The sequence below is a fragment of the Pseudomonas sp. FG98 genome, from assembly GCF_057808595.1.
This window is the reverse complement of record NZ_JBMDIJ010000115.1, coordinates 1-15,085: the sequence shown is the minus strand read 5'-3', so window position 1 is coordinate 15,085 and position 15,085 is coordinate 1. Positions and strand designations below refer to the sequence as shown.

Genomic DNA, 15,085 nt, shown 5'->3' with positions numbered 1-15,085 from the left:
GGCGGTGCACACAACCCCTGTGGGAGCCGGCGTTGCCGGCGATAGGGCCCTCAAGGCTTGCATGGGAGGACCGGTTTGAAAGCAATCCTGAGCACCCTCTGTGCCCTGTTCATCCTGACCGGCTGCAGCAAGCCCGACCCGGTCGAACGTATCAGCGGCCCAACCATGGGCAGCACCTACACCGTGCAATACGTCCCGCCCGCCTCGGGCCCGGACACCGATCAGGTCAAGCGCGAGATCGAAAGCATCCTCGGCGGAGTCGACCAGCACTTTTCCACCTACCGCAGCGACTCCCTGGTCTCCACCTTTAACCGTCTGCCTGCCGGCAGTTGCCAGGCCATGCCGGAAGACGTGCTCAAGCTGGTACGCCTGGGCGAAGTGCTCTGGCGCGAAAGCGGCGGCGCCTTCGACCTCAGTGTCGAACCGCTGATGGACCTGTGGGGCTTCGGCCCGCAATCCCGGGAAGAAAAGGTGCCCAGCGCCCAGCGTCTGGCCGAAGTGCGTCAGCGTGTCGGCCAGGGCCACCTGCGCATCGATGGCGACCAGTTGTGCAAGGACATCGCCCTGGAACTGGACTTCAACAGCATCGCCGCCGGCTACAGCGTCGACCGTATCGTCGAGCGCCTGCGCAGCCTGGGCATCGACAATCTGCTGGTGGAGGTCACCGGCGAACTCAAGGCCGTCGGCCGCAAGCCCGACGGCAGCGCCTGGCGCGTGGCTCTGGAGTGGCCGCGGGAAGACCGCCAGATCGCCGAGCAGATCCTCAGCATCGATGGCCTCGGCGTGTCGACATCGGGTGACTACCGCAACTATTTCGAGGAAAATGGCCAGCGTTTTTCCCACACCTTCGACGCCCGTCTCGGCAAGCCGATTGCCCATTCGCTGGCGGCGGTGACGGTGTTCGATGCCTCGGCGCTGGTGGCCGACGGTTATTCCACCCTGTTGCTGATCCTCGGGCCGGAGCAGGGCTGGGAGTATGCCCTGGCACAGAATCTGGCTGCGGTTTTTGTCCTGCGTGCCGATAGTGGTTTTATCGCCCGTGTGACCCCGGCGTTCGAGCGGATCGTCGGTACGGGTGCTGGTGAAAACGAAGAATGAATGTCTTGCATGTAGTGCAGAGAAAAATAGCCTACGACGCGACCAAGGGTTAATGTGCGCGCCGTTCAAGCTTGATTAGACTGCACCCGAATTTTTTCATGGCGTCGACCGTGCGCCATGATGCCCCGGTCGCCGGCCTGGCGCCCGGGCCTGTTCTGAAGGAGTACGCATGGCTGTCTACAACTACGACGTAGTGGTGCTGGGTTCCGGCCCCGCAGGAGAAGGGGCGGCAATGAATGCTGCCAAAGCAGGACGCAAGGTAGCGATGGTCGATAGCCGTCGCCAGGTCGGCGGCAACTGCACCCATCTGGGCACCATCCCGTCCAAGGCCCTGCGTCACTCGGTGCGCCAGATCATGCAGTTCAACACCAACCCGATGTTCCGGGCCATTGGTGAGCCGCGCTGGTTCTCCTTCCCCGACGTGCTGAAAAGCGCCGAGAAAGTGATCTCCAAGCAGGTCGCCTCGCGTACTGGCTACTATGCACGCAATCGCGTCGACGTGTTCGTCGGCACCGGCAGCTTCGCCGACGAGCAGACCGTCGAAGTGGTCTGCGCCAACGGTGTGGTCGAGAAACTGGTGGCCAAGCACATCATCATCGCCACCGGTTCGCGCCCGTACCGCCCGGCCGATATCGATTTCCACCATCCGCGTATCTACGATAGCGACACCATCCTCAGCCTCGGCCACACCCCGCGCAAACTGATCGTCTACGGCGCCGGCGTGATCGGCTGCGAATACGCCTCGATCTTCAGTGGTCTGGGCGTACTGGTCGAGCTGGTGGACAACCGTGGCCAGTTGCTGAGCTTCCTCGACTCGGAAATCTCCCAGGCGCTGAGCTACCACTTCAGCAACAACAACATCACCGTGCGCCACAACGAAGAGTACGAGCGCGTCGAAGGCCTGGACAACGGGGTGATCCTGCATCTGAAGTCGGGCAAGAAGATCAAGGCCGACGCCTTGCTGTGGTGCAACGGCCGGACCGGCAACACCGACAAGCTGGGCCTGGAAAACATCGGTATCAAGGTCAACAGCCGTGGCCAGATCGAGGTCGACGAGGCCTACCGCACCCAGGTGCCGAACATCTACGGCGCCGGTGACGTGATCGGCTGGCCGAGCCTGGCCAGTGCCGCCCACGACCAGGGCCGCTCCGCCGCCGGCAGCATCGTCGACAACGGCAGCTGGCGCTTCGTCAACGACGTGCCGACCGGGATCTACACCATTCCGGAGATCAGCTCGATCGGCAAGAACGAGCAGGAACTGACCCAGGCCAAGGTGCCTTACGAAGTGGGCAAGGCCTTCTTCAAGAGCATGGCCCGGGCACAGATTGCCGGCGAGCCGCAAGGCATGCTGAAGATCCTGTTCCATCGCGAAACCCTGGAAATCCTCGGCGTGCACTGCTTCGGCTACCAGGCGTCGGAGATCGTCCACATCGGCCAGGCCATCATGGACCAGCCGGGTGAGCGCAATACCCTCAAGTACTTCGTCAACACCACCTTCAACTACCCGACCATGGCCGAAGCCTATCGGGTAGCTGCGTACGACGGCCTCAACCGGCTTTTTTGAGCGGCTCCGGCCGGTGGCCTGAGCCGGCCGGGGAGATCGATTTCAGCGATTCCCGAGGGTGGCAGTGGCCAAACCGGGAAAGTCTGTAATCAGGCTGTCTACGCCGAAGTCGGCGAGCCGGCGCATCAGCGCTGGCTCGTTGACCGTCCACACCGACACATGCAGCCCCTGGCGCTGGGCCTTGGCCAGGCGCTCGGGGCTGCAGTGCGTCCAGTTCAGCGCAAGCAATTCACAGCCATAGTTCTGCGCGACCTTCAGCGGGTCGAGCCAGGCATATTCCGCCACCAGGCCGCGGGATACGTCCGGTACCAGCTCCTGGGCGGCGGCCAATACCTCGCGGGAACTGGAGGTGATGGTCACCTTGTCCAGCAGGCCGAAACGCTGGGCCATTTCGCGGATCGCCAGTACCGTGGTCGCGGCACGGGTCCGTGAGGCGCTCTTGACCTCCAGTTGCCAGTGCTCGAACGGGCATTTCTCGAACAGTTCCTCAAGGCGCGGGATGGGGCAGGGCTGCACCCAGCCGGGTCCGCCCTTGCGCGCGTCGTAGGTCACCAGTTCGGCGGCGCTGTGCTCCACCACCTTGCCGCGGCGGCCGGTGGTGCGTTTCAGGCCAGGGTCATGGATCACCATCAGCTCGTTGTCGGCCGACAGGTGCAGGTCGAGTTCACAGCGGCGCACGCCATGTTGCAGGCACTGCTGGAAGCTGGTCAGGGTATTTTCCGGGGCTTCGCCCTTGGCGCCACGATGGCCGTAGATCTGCGTCACGTTTGTTCCTTCAAGAAAGACAGAAGATTGAAGCTCAGGAAGCTGGCGGGTCGTTCTGTTCCAGGGCCTGGCGGCGTTGCTGTTGCTGCCGTTGCAGGATGTAGCGGGCCAGCAACTGGCGCTGGGCATCGCTCATGTCGACGAATTCGGTGCCGATGTCGTAGCTGCCGTCGGCCAGCTTGTCGCAGTGGGTGACCTTGCCGCGCAGCAGCAAGCCGGAGGCGCGGGGCATCAGGACCATTTTCAATGCCACGCGGCTGCCGGGTTCGTATGCCGAGGAGTGCTTGAACTCGACGCCGCCCTCGGACAGGGTCACCGCCTGCGGTGCGCCGATCTCGCCGATGAGGATCTGCGCGATCACCGCGCTGAGCAGGTCGATACGTTTGTTCTGGGCCTTGAGGAAGGCGGCGAGGGTACGGTCCTTCTCGCTCAGCTGGCGCAGCAGGTGCTGCGATTCGAACTCGCTCAGGTGCAGTTCGCTGAGCAGGTTGAACAGGTGTGAATCATCTTGCAACAAGTCCGTGCCAAGGGCGTCCGCCGCGCTCAGCGGGCTAATTTCCAGTGCGATCCTATCCTCGATGCGATAGTATTCGCGGCGATCTTCTTCATCTAATGTCGACATGGCGAACCCATGGTTACGGCGGTGGTCTGAGTGTAAATCCGCTGTCCTGACCCCGCCACAAGGACGTTCCTCTTTCATCCGAACAAGCCCCGACATGTTCAGACCTCTTTTCGTCTTCATCGGCACGCGCTACACCCGTGCCAAGCGCCGCAACCACTTCGTCTCGTTCATTTCCCTGACCTCGATGATCGGCCTCGCCCTTGGCGTGGTGGTGATGATCGTGGTGCTCTCGGTCATGAACGGATTCGACTACGAGATGCGTACCCGCGTTCTCGGCATGGTCCCTCACGCCACCCTGGAGACCGGGCAGCCGATCAGCGATTGGCCGGCCCTCGCCGATAAAGTAAAGCAGAATCCCTCGGTGCTCGATGTCGCCCCCTTCACCCAGATGCAGGGGCTGCTGACCCACGACGGCAAGGTACAGAAGGTCCTGCTAAACGGTATTGACCCGGCGCAGGAGCGCAAGGTTTCGATTATCGGCGACTTCATCCAGCAGGGTCGTCTCGAAGATCTCGAGCCCGGCGGCTTCGGCATCCTGATCGGCGACAAGGCGGCGGCCAAGCTCGGCGTCGGCATCGGCGACAAGCTGACCTTCGTCGCCCCCGAGGTCACCGTCACCCCGGCCGGCATGTTCCCGCGCATGAAGCGTTTTACCGTGGTCGGCACCTTCCATGTCGGCGCCGGCGAAATCGACGGCTACCTGGGCCTGACCAACCTCGCCGACCTGTCGCGCCTGCACCGCTGGAAGGCGGATCAGGTCCAGGGCCTGCGCCTGAAGTTCGACGACCTGTTCCAGGCCCCGCGCAACGCCTTCAACATCGCCCGCGAGCTGGGCGACCACGAGTTCTACGCGCGGGACTGGACTCGCAGCTACGGCAACCTGTACCAGGCGATCCGCATGGAGAAGGCCATGATCGGCCTGCTCCTGCTGCTGATCGTCGCGGTGGCGGCGTTCAACATCATTTCCACCCTGGTCATGGTGGTCAACGACAAGCGCGGCGACATCGCCATCCTGCGTACCCTGGGCTCCACGCCGGGGCAGATCATGGCGATCTTCATGGTCCAGGGCACCATCATCGGTGTGGTCGGCACGGCCATCGGCGCGGCGGTGGGCATTCTCGCGGCGCTCAACGTCAGCGCCGCCATCGCCGGCCTGGAGACCCTGATCGGTCACAAATTCCTCAACGCCGATGTCTATTTCATCGACTACCTGCCGTCGCGGATCATGGCCGAGGACGTGTGGATGGTCTGTGGTGCGGCGCTGGTCCTGAGTTTCCTCGCCACCCTGTATCCGGCCTGGCGTGCGGCGCGCACCCAGCCTGCGGAGGCGCTACGTTATGAGTGAGTTGGGCATGAGTGATAAAGCCGTACTGAGTTGCCGCGACCTGGGCAAGTCCTATGAGGAAGGCCCGGAGTCGGTGCAGGTACTGTCGAACCTGCAACTTGAACTGTTCCCCGGTGAGCGGGTGGCCATCGTCGGCAGCTCTGGCTCGGGCAAGAGTACCTTGCTCAACCTGCTGGGCGGCCTCGACACCCCGACCCGGGGCAGCGTCTGGCTGGCCGGCGAAGAATTGTCGGCCCTCGGCGAGCGCGCCCGCGGTCTGCTGCGCAATCGCGCACTGGGCTTCGTCTACCAGTTCCACCACCTGCTGCCGGAGTTCACCGCCCTGGAGAACGTGTGCATGCCGCTGCTGATCGGCCGCACTGCGATCCCGGAAGCCCGCGAGCGCGCCGAGGCGCTGCTCAAGCGTGTCGGCCTCGGTCATCGCCTGACCCACAAGCCAGCCGAACTGTCCGGCGGCGAGCGCCAGCGCGTGGCGATCGCCCGGGCACTGGTCAACCGTCCCGGCCTGGTGATGCTCGACGAACCCACCGGCAACCTCGACCAGCACACCGCCCAGGGCATCCAGGACCTGATGCGCGAGCTGAGCACCTCGTCGCAGACCGCCTTCCTGGTGGTCACCCATGACCTGAACCTGGCCCGGCAGATGGACCGCGTGCTGCGCCTGGAAGAGGGGCGTCTGGTTTCTATCTGAAGCGTCGATCTGACTCGTGGCGGGCGCCCGTGCCATAGCCGGGCGCCCTGGTCGTTTTCCTTGCCTGGGTGCATCACTTCATGTTCAGACCCTTGTCCATTTTCATCGGCGCCCGCTACACCCGCGCCAAGCGTCGCAACCACTTCATCTCGTTCATCTCCATGACCTCGATGATCGGCCTGTCCCTCGGCGTGCTGGCGATGATCACCGTGCTGTCGGTGATGAACGGCTTCCAGCGCGAAATGAGCTCGCGCATCCTCGGCATGGTGCCCCACGCCATGATCGTCGGGGTCAAGCCGCTGGACGACTGGCAGCCGGTGGCTGCCGCCGCGCTGAAGAACCCCGAGGTGCTCGCTGCGGTGCCCTTCACCGAGATGGAAGGCATGCTCTCCTACAAGGGTTCGATGCAGCCGATCCAGGTCAGCGGTATCGACCCGGAACAGGAAGGCAAGGTCTCCATCGTTACCCAGCACATCGTCCAGGGCAGCCTGGAAGACCTCAAGCCGGGCGAGTTCGGCGTGGTCATCGGCGAGATCACCGCACGGCGCTTCCGTCTCTCGGTCGGCGACAAGCTGACCCTGATCGTCCCCGAAGTGAGCAACGAACCGGGCGGCATCACCCCGCGCCTGCAGCGCCTGACCGTGGTCGGCATCTTCAAGGTCGGCGCCGAGCTGGATGGCTCCATGGCCATGATCCATGTCGCCGATGCCGCGCAGATGCAGCGTTGGGAGCCGAACCAGGTGCAGAGCGTGCGCCTGAAGATCAAGGATCTGTACGCCGCGCCGGTCGTCTCTTCGGCCATCGCCAGCGAGCTTGGCGAGCAATATCGCGCCGATGACTGGACCCACACCCAGGGCAGCCTGTTCAGCGCGATGAAGATGGAAAAGACCATGATCGGCCTGTTGCTGCTGATGATCATCGCTGTGGCCGCGTTCAACATCATCGCCACCCTGATCATGGTGGTGAACGACAAGGGCGCGGATATCGCCATCCTGCGCACCATCGGCGCGACGCCCGGGCAGATCATGGGCACCTTCATGGTCCAGGGCAGCCTGATCGGCGTGGTCGGCACGCTGATCGGTGGCGTGCTTGGCGTGGCCCTGGCGCTCAACGTCAGCGATGTGGTGGGCTGGATCGAGCGGGTCAGTGGCCAGCACATCTTCACCTCCGACGTGTACTTCATCAGCTCGCTGCCGTCGGAACTGCAATGGGGCGATGTGGTGCTGATCTGCAGCGCTGGCCTGGTGATGAGTTTCCTCGCCACCATCTACCCGGCCTGGCGCGCCTCGCAGGTCGAGCCGGCGATGGCGCTGCGCTACGAGTAAGCGCTTTCAGGTGGCGGGCAGCTCGATGATGAATCGGGTCCAGCCCGCTGCCGATTCGGCCTGGATACGCCCGCCATGGGCGCGGACGATCGACTGGGTGATGGCCAGGCCCAGCCCGGCATGTTCACTGCTGCCGGCCCGGCGCGCCGGATCGGCGCGATAGAAACGGTCGAACAGGCGCGGCAACTGCGCAGCATCGATAGGCTCGCCGCGATTGGCCACTTCCAGGCGAATGCCGTCCTCACGTTCCTCGATACTTACCCGTATTTCTCCATCCCCCGGGGTGAAGCGCAGGGCGTTGTCCAGCAGGTTGGACAGGGCCCGCCGCAGCATATGGCGGTCGCCGGCCAGGGTCGCCTCGCCATTACGGACCAGGGCCACCCCGGTATCCTCGGCCAGCGCGCCGTAGTACTCCAGCAGGGCATCCACCTCCCCATGCAGCGCCAGTGGCTCGCGGTTGGGCATCAGCAGCCCGTGATCGGCCTTGGCCAGGTAGAGCATGTCGTTGACCATCTGCGCCATCCATTGCAGCTCCTCCAGGTTGCCGTGCAGCGCCTCGCGGTATTCGTCGAGGCTGCGCGGGCGGGTCAGGGTGACCTGGGTATGGGTCAGCAGATTGGACAGCGGCGTGCGCAGCTCATGGGCGATATCGGCGGAAAACGCCGAGAGACGCTGGAAGGCGTCGTCCAGGCGCTCGAGCATGGCGTTCATGGTCCTGGCCAGTTCCGCCAGTTCCACCGGCATCTGCTCCACCGGCAGGCGTGTGGTCAGTGAGCGCGCGGACACGCCGGCAGCGACTTCGCCCATCCGCCGCAACGGTCGCAGTCCGCTGCGCGCGGCCCAGGCGCCAAGCAGCGCGGTGGCCAGGGCGCTGAGGCCGACGGTCAGCCAGATCAGCCGTTGCATGCGCTGGAGAAAGTGCTGGTGGTGGGTGATGTCGAGAAACAGGGTGAGCTGGGCAGCCGGCAGTTGCACGCCAAGGCCGCGGTAGTCGCTGTGCTCGGCCTGCAAGGTGGTCAGGCCCGTCTGGTCGGCGCTGTCCGGCAAGTTGCTGCGGCTGGCGAACCAGACGGTGCCATCGTGGCCGCGCACGCGCAGGGCCAGGTCGGTCTGGTGGGCCAGTTCTTCCTTCAGCGCGGGCAGGCGCGGGATCAGGCTGGCGGGGCTGTCGACGCCGTCGAGAATGCGCTGCAGCACTGGCAGGCGGTTGCTCAGCAGTTGCTGGTCCAGTTCGACGAAATGCGCTGCGCTGGCGCGGCTGAAAAGGATCCCGGCCACCAGCGACACCACGGCGGTGCAGGCGGCGAAGAGCAGGGCGAGGCGGACGCCGAGGGACAGGCGCGGCATCAGGCCGGACGCTCTTCGAGGACATAGCCCATGCCGCGCACGGTGTGGATCAGCTTGTTGTCGTGGGCATCGTCGATCTTCAGGCGCAAACGGCGGATCGCCACCTCGATCACGTTGGTGTCGCTGTCGAAGTTCATGTCCCACACCTGGGAGGCGATCAGCGACTTGGGCAGCACTTCGCCCTGGCGGCGCAGCAGCAGTTCCAGCAGGGCGAATTCCTTGGCGGTCAGGTCCAGGCGCTGGCCGGCGCGTTCGACGCGGCGGCGGATCAGGTCGAGGCGCAGGTCGGCCAGGCCCAGGGTGGTTTCCTGGGTCGGGTTGCCGCCACGGCGCAGCAGGGTGCGGACCCGGGCCAGCAGTTCGGAAAAGGCGAAGGGCTTGACCAGGTAATCGTCGGCGCCCAGTTCCAGGCCATGGACCCGGTCCTCGACCGCATCGCGAGCGGTCAGGAACAGCACCGGCACGCCTTGCCCGGCATCGCGCACCGCCTTGAGAATCTGCCAGCCATCGCGACCGGGCAGCATCACGTCGAGAATCAGCAGGTCGTAATCGCCGGTCAGGGCCATGAACTGGCCGGTTTCGCCGTCGTTCGCCAGCTCGGTACTGAACCCGGCCTCGCTCAGGCCCTGGCGCAGGTACTGGCCGGTCTTGGCCTGGTCTTCGACAATCAGCAGTTTCATGGGGCTCTCGGTCGGGGAGGAACGGTGACGTTATACCTGCACGTCGGGCGGGCAGGGCGAAGCTGACAAAGTTGTAATCTTTTCGTCAGGTCGACGCCAGCGCGGGCCTCGCAGAATGGCGCCATGAATCGACTGCAACGAGGTACCCCAATGAAACGTGCACTCACCAGCGCCCTGCTTGCCCTGCTCAGCCTGCCGGCCATGGCCGCGCCCGAGCACGGTTTTGCCTTCGGCCACCCGGCCCCGGCGGCCAAGGCCACACGCACGGTCGAGGTAACCCTGGGCGACATGTACTTCGAACCGCGCAGTCTTGAGGTCAAGGCCGGTGAAACCGTGCGCTTCGTGGTGATCAACAAGGGCCAGGTGGCCCACGAGTTCAATCTCGGCGACGCCGCCATGCATGCGGCGCACCAGAAGGAAATGCTCGCCATGGCGCAGATGGATCACTCGAAGATGGGGCATGGCGGCATGGACCACGGCAACATGGGCGGTATGCAGCATGACGACCCGAACATGGTCATGGTCCAGCCCGGCCAGCGTGGCGAGCTGACCTGGACCTTCAGCCGGTCGGCGCCCATCGAGTTCGCCTGCAACGTGCCCGGGCACTACCAGGCCGGCATGGTCGGCAAGCTGAATATCGCCCAGTGAGCCATCCGCGGCTCAAACCCGATAGACTATGCGCATTTCGTCCTTCAGGTTTGAGCCATGCACCCCGCTGCAGAACACTCCCCGCTGGGTAAATCCAGCGAATACGTAGCCACCTACACGCCGTCCCTGCTGTTCCCCATTCCGCGCCTGGCGAAATGGGCCGAACTGGGCGTCAGCGGCGACGCCTTGCCATGGCAGGGCGTCGACTTCTGGAACTGCTTCGAGCTGTCCTGGCTCCTGCCGTCGGGCAAGCCGGTGGTGGCCATCGCCGAGTTCGCCATTCCGGCCGATTCGCCGAACATCATCGAATCCAAGTCGTTCAAGCTGTATCTCAATTCGCTGAACCAGACCGTGTTCGATTCCGCCGATGCGCTGGTGGCCTGCCTGGAGAAAGACCTCGGCGCTGCTGCCGGCAAGCCGGTGGCCGTGCGGGTACGCAGCCTGGGTGAGGTGGCGGGTGAGGGTGTGGTGACGCTGCCAGGGCAGTGCATCGACGACCTTGATGTCAGCATCAGCAACTATGAGCAGCCGCAGCCGGAACTGCTGCGTTGCAACAAGGACAAGCAGGTCGAGCAGGTGCTGCACAGTCATCTGCTCAAATCCAACTGCCCGGTCACCGGTCAGCCGGACTGGGGCAGCGTGGTGGTGGAATACCGCGGGCCGGAACTGGATGCGGCGAGCCTGCTGACCTACCTGATCAGCTTCCGCCAGCATGCGGATTTCCATGAGCAATGCGTGGAGCGGATCTGGCTGGACCTCAAGCGCCTGCTCGATCCCGAGTACCTGACCGTGTATGCGCGCTATGTGCGCCGCGGTGGGCTGGATATCAACCCGTACCGCAGCACCGGGCCGGTCGAGGTGGATAACCGGCGCTTGGTCAGGCAGTAGCAATCACCTGAAAAGCGCCGCGGCTCGTGTGGGAGCTGGCATGCCAGCTCCCACAGGGGCCGCGGCGTTCTTTAGATTCCCATGCTCTGCAGGCTCTGCACGATGTTGCGCAGGGTCGCCGTCAGCCCCGGATGGTCGACCTCGAAACGTTCCACCGCCAGGTTCACCCCGTCCACCAGGTTGTTGTCCTGGGTCGCCGCTTCAAGCTTGATCTGGGCATCGATCTGCTGCATCAGTTCATGCAGGTGGGTGCGCTCCTCTTCCGAGAGCGGCGGATCCTGCTCCAGTTGCTCGCGCAGGGTCTCGAGTTGGTGTTGCAGATCGCTGTTCGACATGGCGATTTCCCTTCTATCAATAGGCACAGCCATGGACCGCCAGCACTGGCGAAAGGTCCATGCGACGTCTGACAGATTAATCCACGCCGTGCCGCTTTGCATGATCCGGATCAGGGCTTCTCGCCCTTGAGCCGACGCTGGCTGATATCGGCCAGGCAGTCCGCCAGCTCCTGAAGATGGTCGATCACCGAGTGCACGCCGAGGCTGAACAGTTGCAGGGTGGCCTTGCCGCGCTTGTGCTCGCGCTGCTTGTCGTCGAGGGCCTGCCACTCGGCTTCAGACAATCCGCACAGTGGCCCGCAGGCGGCCAGGCCGATGGTCCACAATCCGGCGTTGAGACCGGCCTGGAGCAGGCGTGGTTCGCCGCTGATCAACACGCAGCCGTCGAGCTGGCCGGCATCGATCTGCATCAGGGCGTTCCAGCAGGCGTCGGGTGCCGGCCATGGCCTGGCGTCGCCGTGATGGATCGCCCGCAGCCAGTCAGGCAGGGCATGGCTGAAGTACTTGCCCTGTTCGGGAGCAACGTCATCGAGCCAGGCGCAGGGCACGTCGTGGCGGCGCAGCCAGGCCAGCATGTCGAGCGCGCCGGGTGTGGGCTGGACTGGCGTGGCCTGGGTGGTCTCCAGTCCGCGCCCGCCGAAATCGACCAGGCAGCCGCGGAGTCCGAACAACAGCGCAGTGAAGGCGGGAGGGTGGGGCATGGCAACATCCCTGAAATAGCCGGGACGTTACCGGTCGGGTATGACAGTTTGGTGACGCTTTCTTGAAACCGGCCGCGTCAACTATTTGCGACGCGGGCTTCGCCAGGCTTTATACTTGCCCACTTTGGCGCGGGACCCAGGCGGTTCCGCTCAGTGTTCATCCAGGAGAATAGCTATGCGTGGGATCGGTACGGGAGTGCTCGATCGTTTGTTCCGGGCCAGTGTCTGCGCGACCGCGCTGCTGGCGCCGTTCGCGGCCCAGGCGGCCACCGAGGATGACCCTTGGGAAAGCATCAACCGGCCTATCTTCCGCTTCAACGACACGGTCGACACCTACGCGCTGAAACCCATCGCCCAGGGTTACCAGTGGGTCACCCCGCAGTTCCTCCAGGATGGCGTGCACAACGTCTTCCAGAACCTGGGTGACGTGACCAACCTGGCCAACAACATCCTCCAGCTCAAGCCCCATGCGGCGGGCGTTGATACCGCCCGGCTGATCGTCAACACCACCTTCGGTCTCGGCGGTTTCTTCGATGTCGGCACCAAGATGGGCCTGCAGCGCAATGACGAGGACTTCGGCCAGACCCTCGGCTACTGGGGTATCAGCAGTGGCCCTTACGTGATGCTGCCGCTGCTCGGTCCGAGCACCGTGCGCGATGCCCTGGCCAAGTACCCGGACACCTACACCGAGCCCTACCAGTACATCGATCACGTACCGACCCGTAACACCATCCGCGGCGTCGATGTGGTGGATACCCGGGCCAGCCTGCTGTCGGCGGAAAAGATGATCCGTGGCGACAAGTACACCTTCATTCGCAATGCCTATCTGCAGAACCGCGAGTTCAAGGTGAAGGATGGTCAGGTCGAAGACGACTTCTGATCGAAATAGTTACAAGTTTCAGTCATAAGCTGCAAGAAAGAGCCGCCGGTATCAGGGCGGCTTTTTTCTGGCAGCTTTTTACGTTTTTGCGCGCTGCAAGACCTTGCGCCCAGCGCATTTTCTTGAAACTTGCAGCTTGAAGCTTGCCGTTGTCCTTCCATTGAGTTGCCACAAACCGGGTTTTTATAACTACCGGTGATTTGCGTAGCAAAGAGGGTTGCGAGAGCGTCGCCGCATGCTTGAAACGCCTGACGGATGGGAGTACCGTCTGCGCCTTACAGGGCACCTCTGCCTGTTGCGGGTCAGTCTTTTCTGACCCTCGACGTGGAAATGCAGAGTGGCTAGAAGAGAATCCAGTACGTGAGCTCCAGCCTGTCGAGCCACCTACGCCAACCTATTTCTGGCGCCGTTTGCCCACATGCAGAAAACCAGTGCAACGCTGCTGATAATCGATGACGACGACGTGGTGCGCGAGAGTCTCGCCGCCTACCTGGAAGACAGCGGTTTCAGCGTCCTGCAGGCGAGCAATGGCCAGCAGGGTCTCGAAGTGTTCGAACAGGATCGGCCCGACCTTGTGATCTGCGATTTGCGCATGCCGCAAATGGGCGGGCTGGAGCTGATTCGCCAGGTGACCGAGCGCGCGCCGGACCTGCCGGTGATCGTGGTCTCCGGTGCCGGGGTGATGAACGATGCGGTGGAGGCCCTGCGTCTCGGTGCCGCCGACTACCTGATCAAGCCCCTGGAAGACCTCGCCGTTCTCGAGCACTCCGTGCGCCGGGCCCTCGACCGTGCGCGCCTGGTCCTGGAAAACCAGCGCTACCGGGAAAAGCTCGAAACCGCCAACCGCGAACTGGAAGCCAGCCTGCACCTGCTGCAGGAGGACCAGACCGCCGGCCGCCAGGTGCAGATGAACATGCTCCCGGAAAGCCCGTGGCACTGTGGCGGGTTCGCCTTCGAGCACCAGATCATTCCGTCGCTCTACCTGTCCGGCGACTTTGCCGACTATTTCCGGGTCGACGAGCGGCGCATCGCCTTCTACCTGGCGGATGTCTCCGGGCATGGTGCGTCTTCGGCGTTCGTCACCGTGCTGCTGAAGTTCATGACCACCCGCCTGCTCTTCGAATTCAAGCGCGCCGGCTCGCTGCGTGACTTCAAGCCCTCGGAAGTGCTCGGCCACATCAACCGCGGCCTGATCAACTGCAAGCTGGGCAAGCACGTCACCATGGTGGGTGGCGTGATCGACGAAGACACCGGTCTGCTGACCTACGCCATCGGCGGCCATCTGCCGCTGCCGGTGCTGTTCACTCCGGGGCAGGGCCGCTACCTGGAAGGCCGCGGCCTGCCGGTTGGCCTGTTCGACGAGGCGACCTACCAGGACCACGTCCTGGAACTGCCGGAAACCTTCAGCCTGACCCTGCTCTCCGACGGCATCCTTGACCTTTTGCCCGGCGAGACACTCAAAGATAAAGAAGCGGCCCTGCCTGAAATCATCAGGGACGCGGGCGGCAGCCTGGATGGCCTGCGCCGACGATTCGAATTGGCTACGCTTGGGGAGATGCCGGATGATATCGCCCTATTGGTGTTGAGCAGGAACCTTCAATGAGTACCGGTAGAATCCAGTTCGCCGAACAGAGCGGCACCTTCGTTCTGAAATTTGTCGGTGAAGTGCGCCTGACCCTGTGTTCGGCGTTGGATGCAACTATTGAGAAGATCTTCACGGCGCTGAATTTCTCGGCGATCGTCATCGATCTGACGGAAACCCAGAGCATCGACAGCACCACCCTCGGCCTGCTGGCCAAGCTGTCGATCCTGTCGCGGCAGAAGGTCGGCCTGCTGCCGACCGTGGTCACCACCCACGCCGACATCACCCGTCTGTTGCAGTCGATGGGCTTCGATCAGGTGTTCAATATCGTCGACCGCCCGATTCCCTGCCCGGAATGCCTGACCGACCTGCCGTCCCAGGACCAGGATGAAGAGGTGGTGCGTTCCAAGGTGCTGGAAGCGCACAAGATCCTCATGGGATTGAATGACTCCAACCGCGAAGCCTTCCATGATCTGGTGAATGCGCTGGAGCGCAGCTGACCTTTTCAGCCCCATCGCTGGCAAGCCAGCGATGGGCATGGGTATCTACACATCTCGTCCCCAGCTAAATACCAGAGTCGACAAGGTAACGCGGACTCTGTGGGAGCGGGGTGA

The 15,085-nt window shown here is 63.6% G+C and carries 16 protein-coding genes; 10 read left to right on the top strand and 6 right to left on the bottom strand.

The window, feature by feature from the left end:
- Positions 1–165: 165 nt before the first annotated feature.
- Together ACODSK_RS30375 and sthA are read left to right on the top strand one after the other, a co-directional pair.
- Positions 166–1,098, top strand: a complete 933-nt coding sequence (locus ACODSK_RS30375) for an FAD:protein FMN transferase (protein ID WP_489021516.1) — start codon at positions 166–168, stop codon at positions 1,096–1,098.
- A gap of 169 nt (positions 1,099–1,267) precedes the next feature.
- On the top strand, positions 1,268–2,662 hold the full coding sequence (gene sthA, locus ACODSK_RS30370) for a Si-specific NAD(P)(+) transhydrogenase (protein ID WP_330074634.1): 1,395 nt from the start codon (positions 1,268–1,270) through the stop codon (positions 2,660–2,662).
- 42 nt (positions 2,663–2,704) lie between these two features.
- Here sthA and ACODSK_RS30365 read toward each other — a convergent pair whose 3' ends face one another.
- Together ACODSK_RS30365 and ACODSK_RS30360 are read right to left on the bottom strand one after the other, a co-directional pair.
- Complete coding sequence (locus ACODSK_RS30365; protein WP_489021513.1) at positions 2,705–3,427, bottom strand: glycerophosphodiester phosphodiesterase; 723 nt, start codon at positions 3,425–3,427, stop codon at positions 2,705–2,707.
- 34 nt (positions 3,428–3,461) lie between these two features.
- On the bottom strand, positions 3,462–4,049 hold the full coding sequence (locus tag ACODSK_RS30360; protein ID WP_489021511.1) for a PilZ domain-containing protein: 588 nt from the start codon (positions 4,047–4,049) through the stop codon (positions 3,462–3,464).
- 94 nt (positions 4,050–4,143) lie between these two features.
- On the opposite strand from ACODSK_RS30360, the gene ACODSK_RS30355 reads away from it, so the two are divergent.
- The 3 genes from ACODSK_RS30355 to ACODSK_RS30345 all read left to right on the top strand — a co-directional run bounded on the left by ACODSK_RS30355 (position 4,144) and on the right by ACODSK_RS30345 (position 7,410).
- The gene (locus tag ACODSK_RS30355; protein WP_489021510.1) at positions 4,144–5,394 is read left to right on the top strand and encodes a lipoprotein-releasing ABC transporter permease subunit; all 1,251 of its coding nucleotides are present in this window, start codon (positions 4,144–4,146) and stop codon (positions 5,392–5,394) included.
- Positions 5,395–5,401: 7 nt separating this feature from the next.
- Positions 5,402–6,085, top strand: coding sequence for a lipoprotein-releasing ABC transporter ATP-binding protein LolD (lolD, locus tag ACODSK_RS30350; protein ID WP_489021508.1), 684 nt, complete (start codon positions 5,402–5,404; stop codon positions 6,083–6,085).
- Positions 6,086–6,165: 80 nt separating this feature from the next.
- A complete protein-coding gene (locus ACODSK_RS30345; protein ID WP_489021506.1) occupies positions 6,166–7,410 on the top strand; it encodes a lipoprotein-releasing ABC transporter permease subunit in 1,245 nt (414 codons plus the stop codon).
- A 6-nt stretch (positions 7,411–7,416) separates the two neighbouring features.
- On the opposite strand, the gene ACODSK_RS30340 is transcribed toward ACODSK_RS30345, so the two are convergent.
- Complete coding sequence (locus ACODSK_RS30340; RefSeq protein WP_489021514.1) at positions 7,417–8,760, bottom strand: heavy metal sensor histidine kinase; 1,344 nt, start codon at positions 8,758–8,760, stop codon at positions 7,417–7,419.
- Complete coding sequence (locus ACODSK_RS30335; RefSeq protein ID WP_489021504.1) at positions 8,757–9,437, bottom strand: heavy metal response regulator transcription factor; 681 nt, start codon at positions 9,435–9,437, stop codon at positions 8,757–8,759. The genes ACODSK_RS30340 and ACODSK_RS30335 overlap by 4 nt, the downstream gene beginning before the upstream one ends.
- A gap of 150 nt (positions 9,438–9,587) precedes the next feature.
- Between ACODSK_RS30335 and ACODSK_RS30330 the strand changes: the two genes are divergently transcribed.
- Both ACODSK_RS30330 and queF read left to right on the top strand, forming a co-directional pair.
- Positions 9,588–10,085 carry a cupredoxin domain-containing protein gene (locus tag ACODSK_RS30330; protein WP_489021502.1) on the top strand — a complete coding sequence of 166 codons (498 nt, stop codon included), beginning with the start codon at positions 9,588–9,590 and terminating at the stop codon, positions 10,083–10,085.
- Positions 10,086–10,142: 57 nt separating this feature from the next.
- Positions 10,143–10,973, top strand: coding sequence for an NADPH-dependent 7-cyano-7-deazaguanine reductase QueF (gene queF, locus ACODSK_RS30325; RefSeq protein ID WP_489021501.1), 831 nt, complete (start codon positions 10,143–10,145; stop codon positions 10,971–10,973).
- A 71-nt stretch (positions 10,974–11,044) separates the two neighbouring features.
- On the opposite strand, the gene ACODSK_RS30320 is transcribed toward queF, so the two are convergent.
- Complete coding sequence (locus ACODSK_RS30320) at positions 11,045–11,308, bottom strand: DUF4404 family protein (RefSeq protein ID WP_489021499.1); 264 nt, start codon at positions 11,306–11,308, stop codon at positions 11,045–11,047.
- A gap of 110 nt (positions 11,309–11,418) precedes the next feature.
- Positions 11,419–12,009, bottom strand: coding sequence for an HAD superfamily inactivated hydrolase PcrP (gene pcrP / locus ACODSK_RS30315; protein WP_489021497.1), 591 nt, complete (start codon positions 12,007–12,009; stop codon positions 11,419–11,421).
- A gap of 175 nt (positions 12,010–12,184) precedes the next feature.
- On the opposite strand from pcrP, the gene ACODSK_RS30310 reads away from it, so the two are divergent.
- From ACODSK_RS30310 to rssC, 3 genes are all read left to right on the top strand, one after another.
- Positions 12,185–12,889: an MlaA family lipoprotein gene (locus ACODSK_RS30310; protein WP_489021496.1), complete on the top strand. Its 705-nt coding sequence runs from the start codon at positions 12,185–12,187 to the stop codon at positions 12,887–12,889.
- Positions 12,890–13,307: 418 nt separating this feature from the next.
- Entirely contained in the window at positions 13,308–14,492 is a 1,185-nt protein-coding gene (gene rssB, locus ACODSK_RS30305) for a two-component system response regulator RssB (protein WP_489021494.1), read from the top strand.
- Positions 14,489–14,971 (top strand): anti-sigma factor antagonist RssC, encoded by a 483-nt coding sequence (rssC, locus tag ACODSK_RS30300; RefSeq protein WP_075803091.1) that lies wholly within the window; start codon positions 14,489–14,491, stop codon positions 14,969–14,971. The genes rssB and rssC overlap by 4 nt, the downstream gene beginning before the upstream one ends.
- Positions 14,972–15,085 lie beyond the last annotated feature (114 nt).

Bases quoted from the DNA above. Each gene is read 5' to 3' on its own strand.
- ACODSK_RS30375 (WP_489021516.1), top strand. From the start codon at position 166: ATGGGCAGCACCTACACCGTGCAATACGTCCCGCCCGCCTCGGGCCCG.
- sthA (WP_330074634.1), top strand. From the start codon at position 1,268: ATGGCTGTCTACAACTACGACGTAGTGGTGCTGGGTTCCGGCCCCGCA.
- ACODSK_RS30360 (WP_489021511.1), bottom strand. From the start codon at position 4,049: ATGTCGACATTAGATGAAGAAGATCGCCGCGAATACTATCGCATCGAG.
- ACODSK_RS30355 (WP_489021510.1), top strand. From the start codon at position 4,144: ATGTTCAGACCTCTTTTCGTCTTCATCGGCACGCGCTACACCCGTGCC.
- lolD (WP_489021508.1), top strand. From the start codon at position 5,402: ATGAGTGATAAAGCCGTACTGAGTTGCCGCGACCTGGGCAAGTCCTAT.
- ACODSK_RS30345 (WP_489021506.1), top strand. From the start codon at position 6,166: ATGTTCAGACCCTTGTCCATTTTCATCGGCGCCCGCTACACCCGCGCC.
- ACODSK_RS30335 (WP_489021504.1), bottom strand. From the start codon at position 9,437: ATGAAACTGCTGATTGTCGAAGACCAGGCCAAGACCGGCCAGTACCTG.
- ACODSK_RS30330 (WP_489021502.1), top strand. From the start codon at position 9,588: ATGAAACGTGCACTCACCAGCGCCCTGCTTGCCCTGCTCAGCCTGCCG.
- queF (WP_489021501.1), top strand. From the start codon at position 10,143: ATGCACCCCGCTGCAGAACACTCCCCGCTGGGTAAATCCAGCGAATAC.
- ACODSK_RS30320 (WP_489021499.1), bottom strand. From the start codon at position 11,308: ATGTCGAACAGCGATCTGCAACACCAACTCGAGACCCTGCGCGAGCAA.
- pcrP (WP_489021497.1), bottom strand. From the start codon at position 12,009: ATGCCCCACCCTCCCGCCTTCACTGCGCTGTTGTTCGGACTCCGCGGC.
- ACODSK_RS30310 (WP_489021496.1), top strand. From the start codon at position 12,185: ATGCGTGGGATCGGTACGGGAGTGCTCGATCGTTTGTTCCGGGCCAGT.
- rssB (WP_489021494.1), top strand. From the start codon at position 13,308: ATGCAGAAAACCAGTGCAACGCTGCTGATAATCGATGACGACGACGTG.
- rssC (WP_075803091.1), top strand. From the start codon at position 14,489: ATGAGTACCGGTAGAATCCAGTTCGCCGAACAGAGCGGCACCTTCGTT.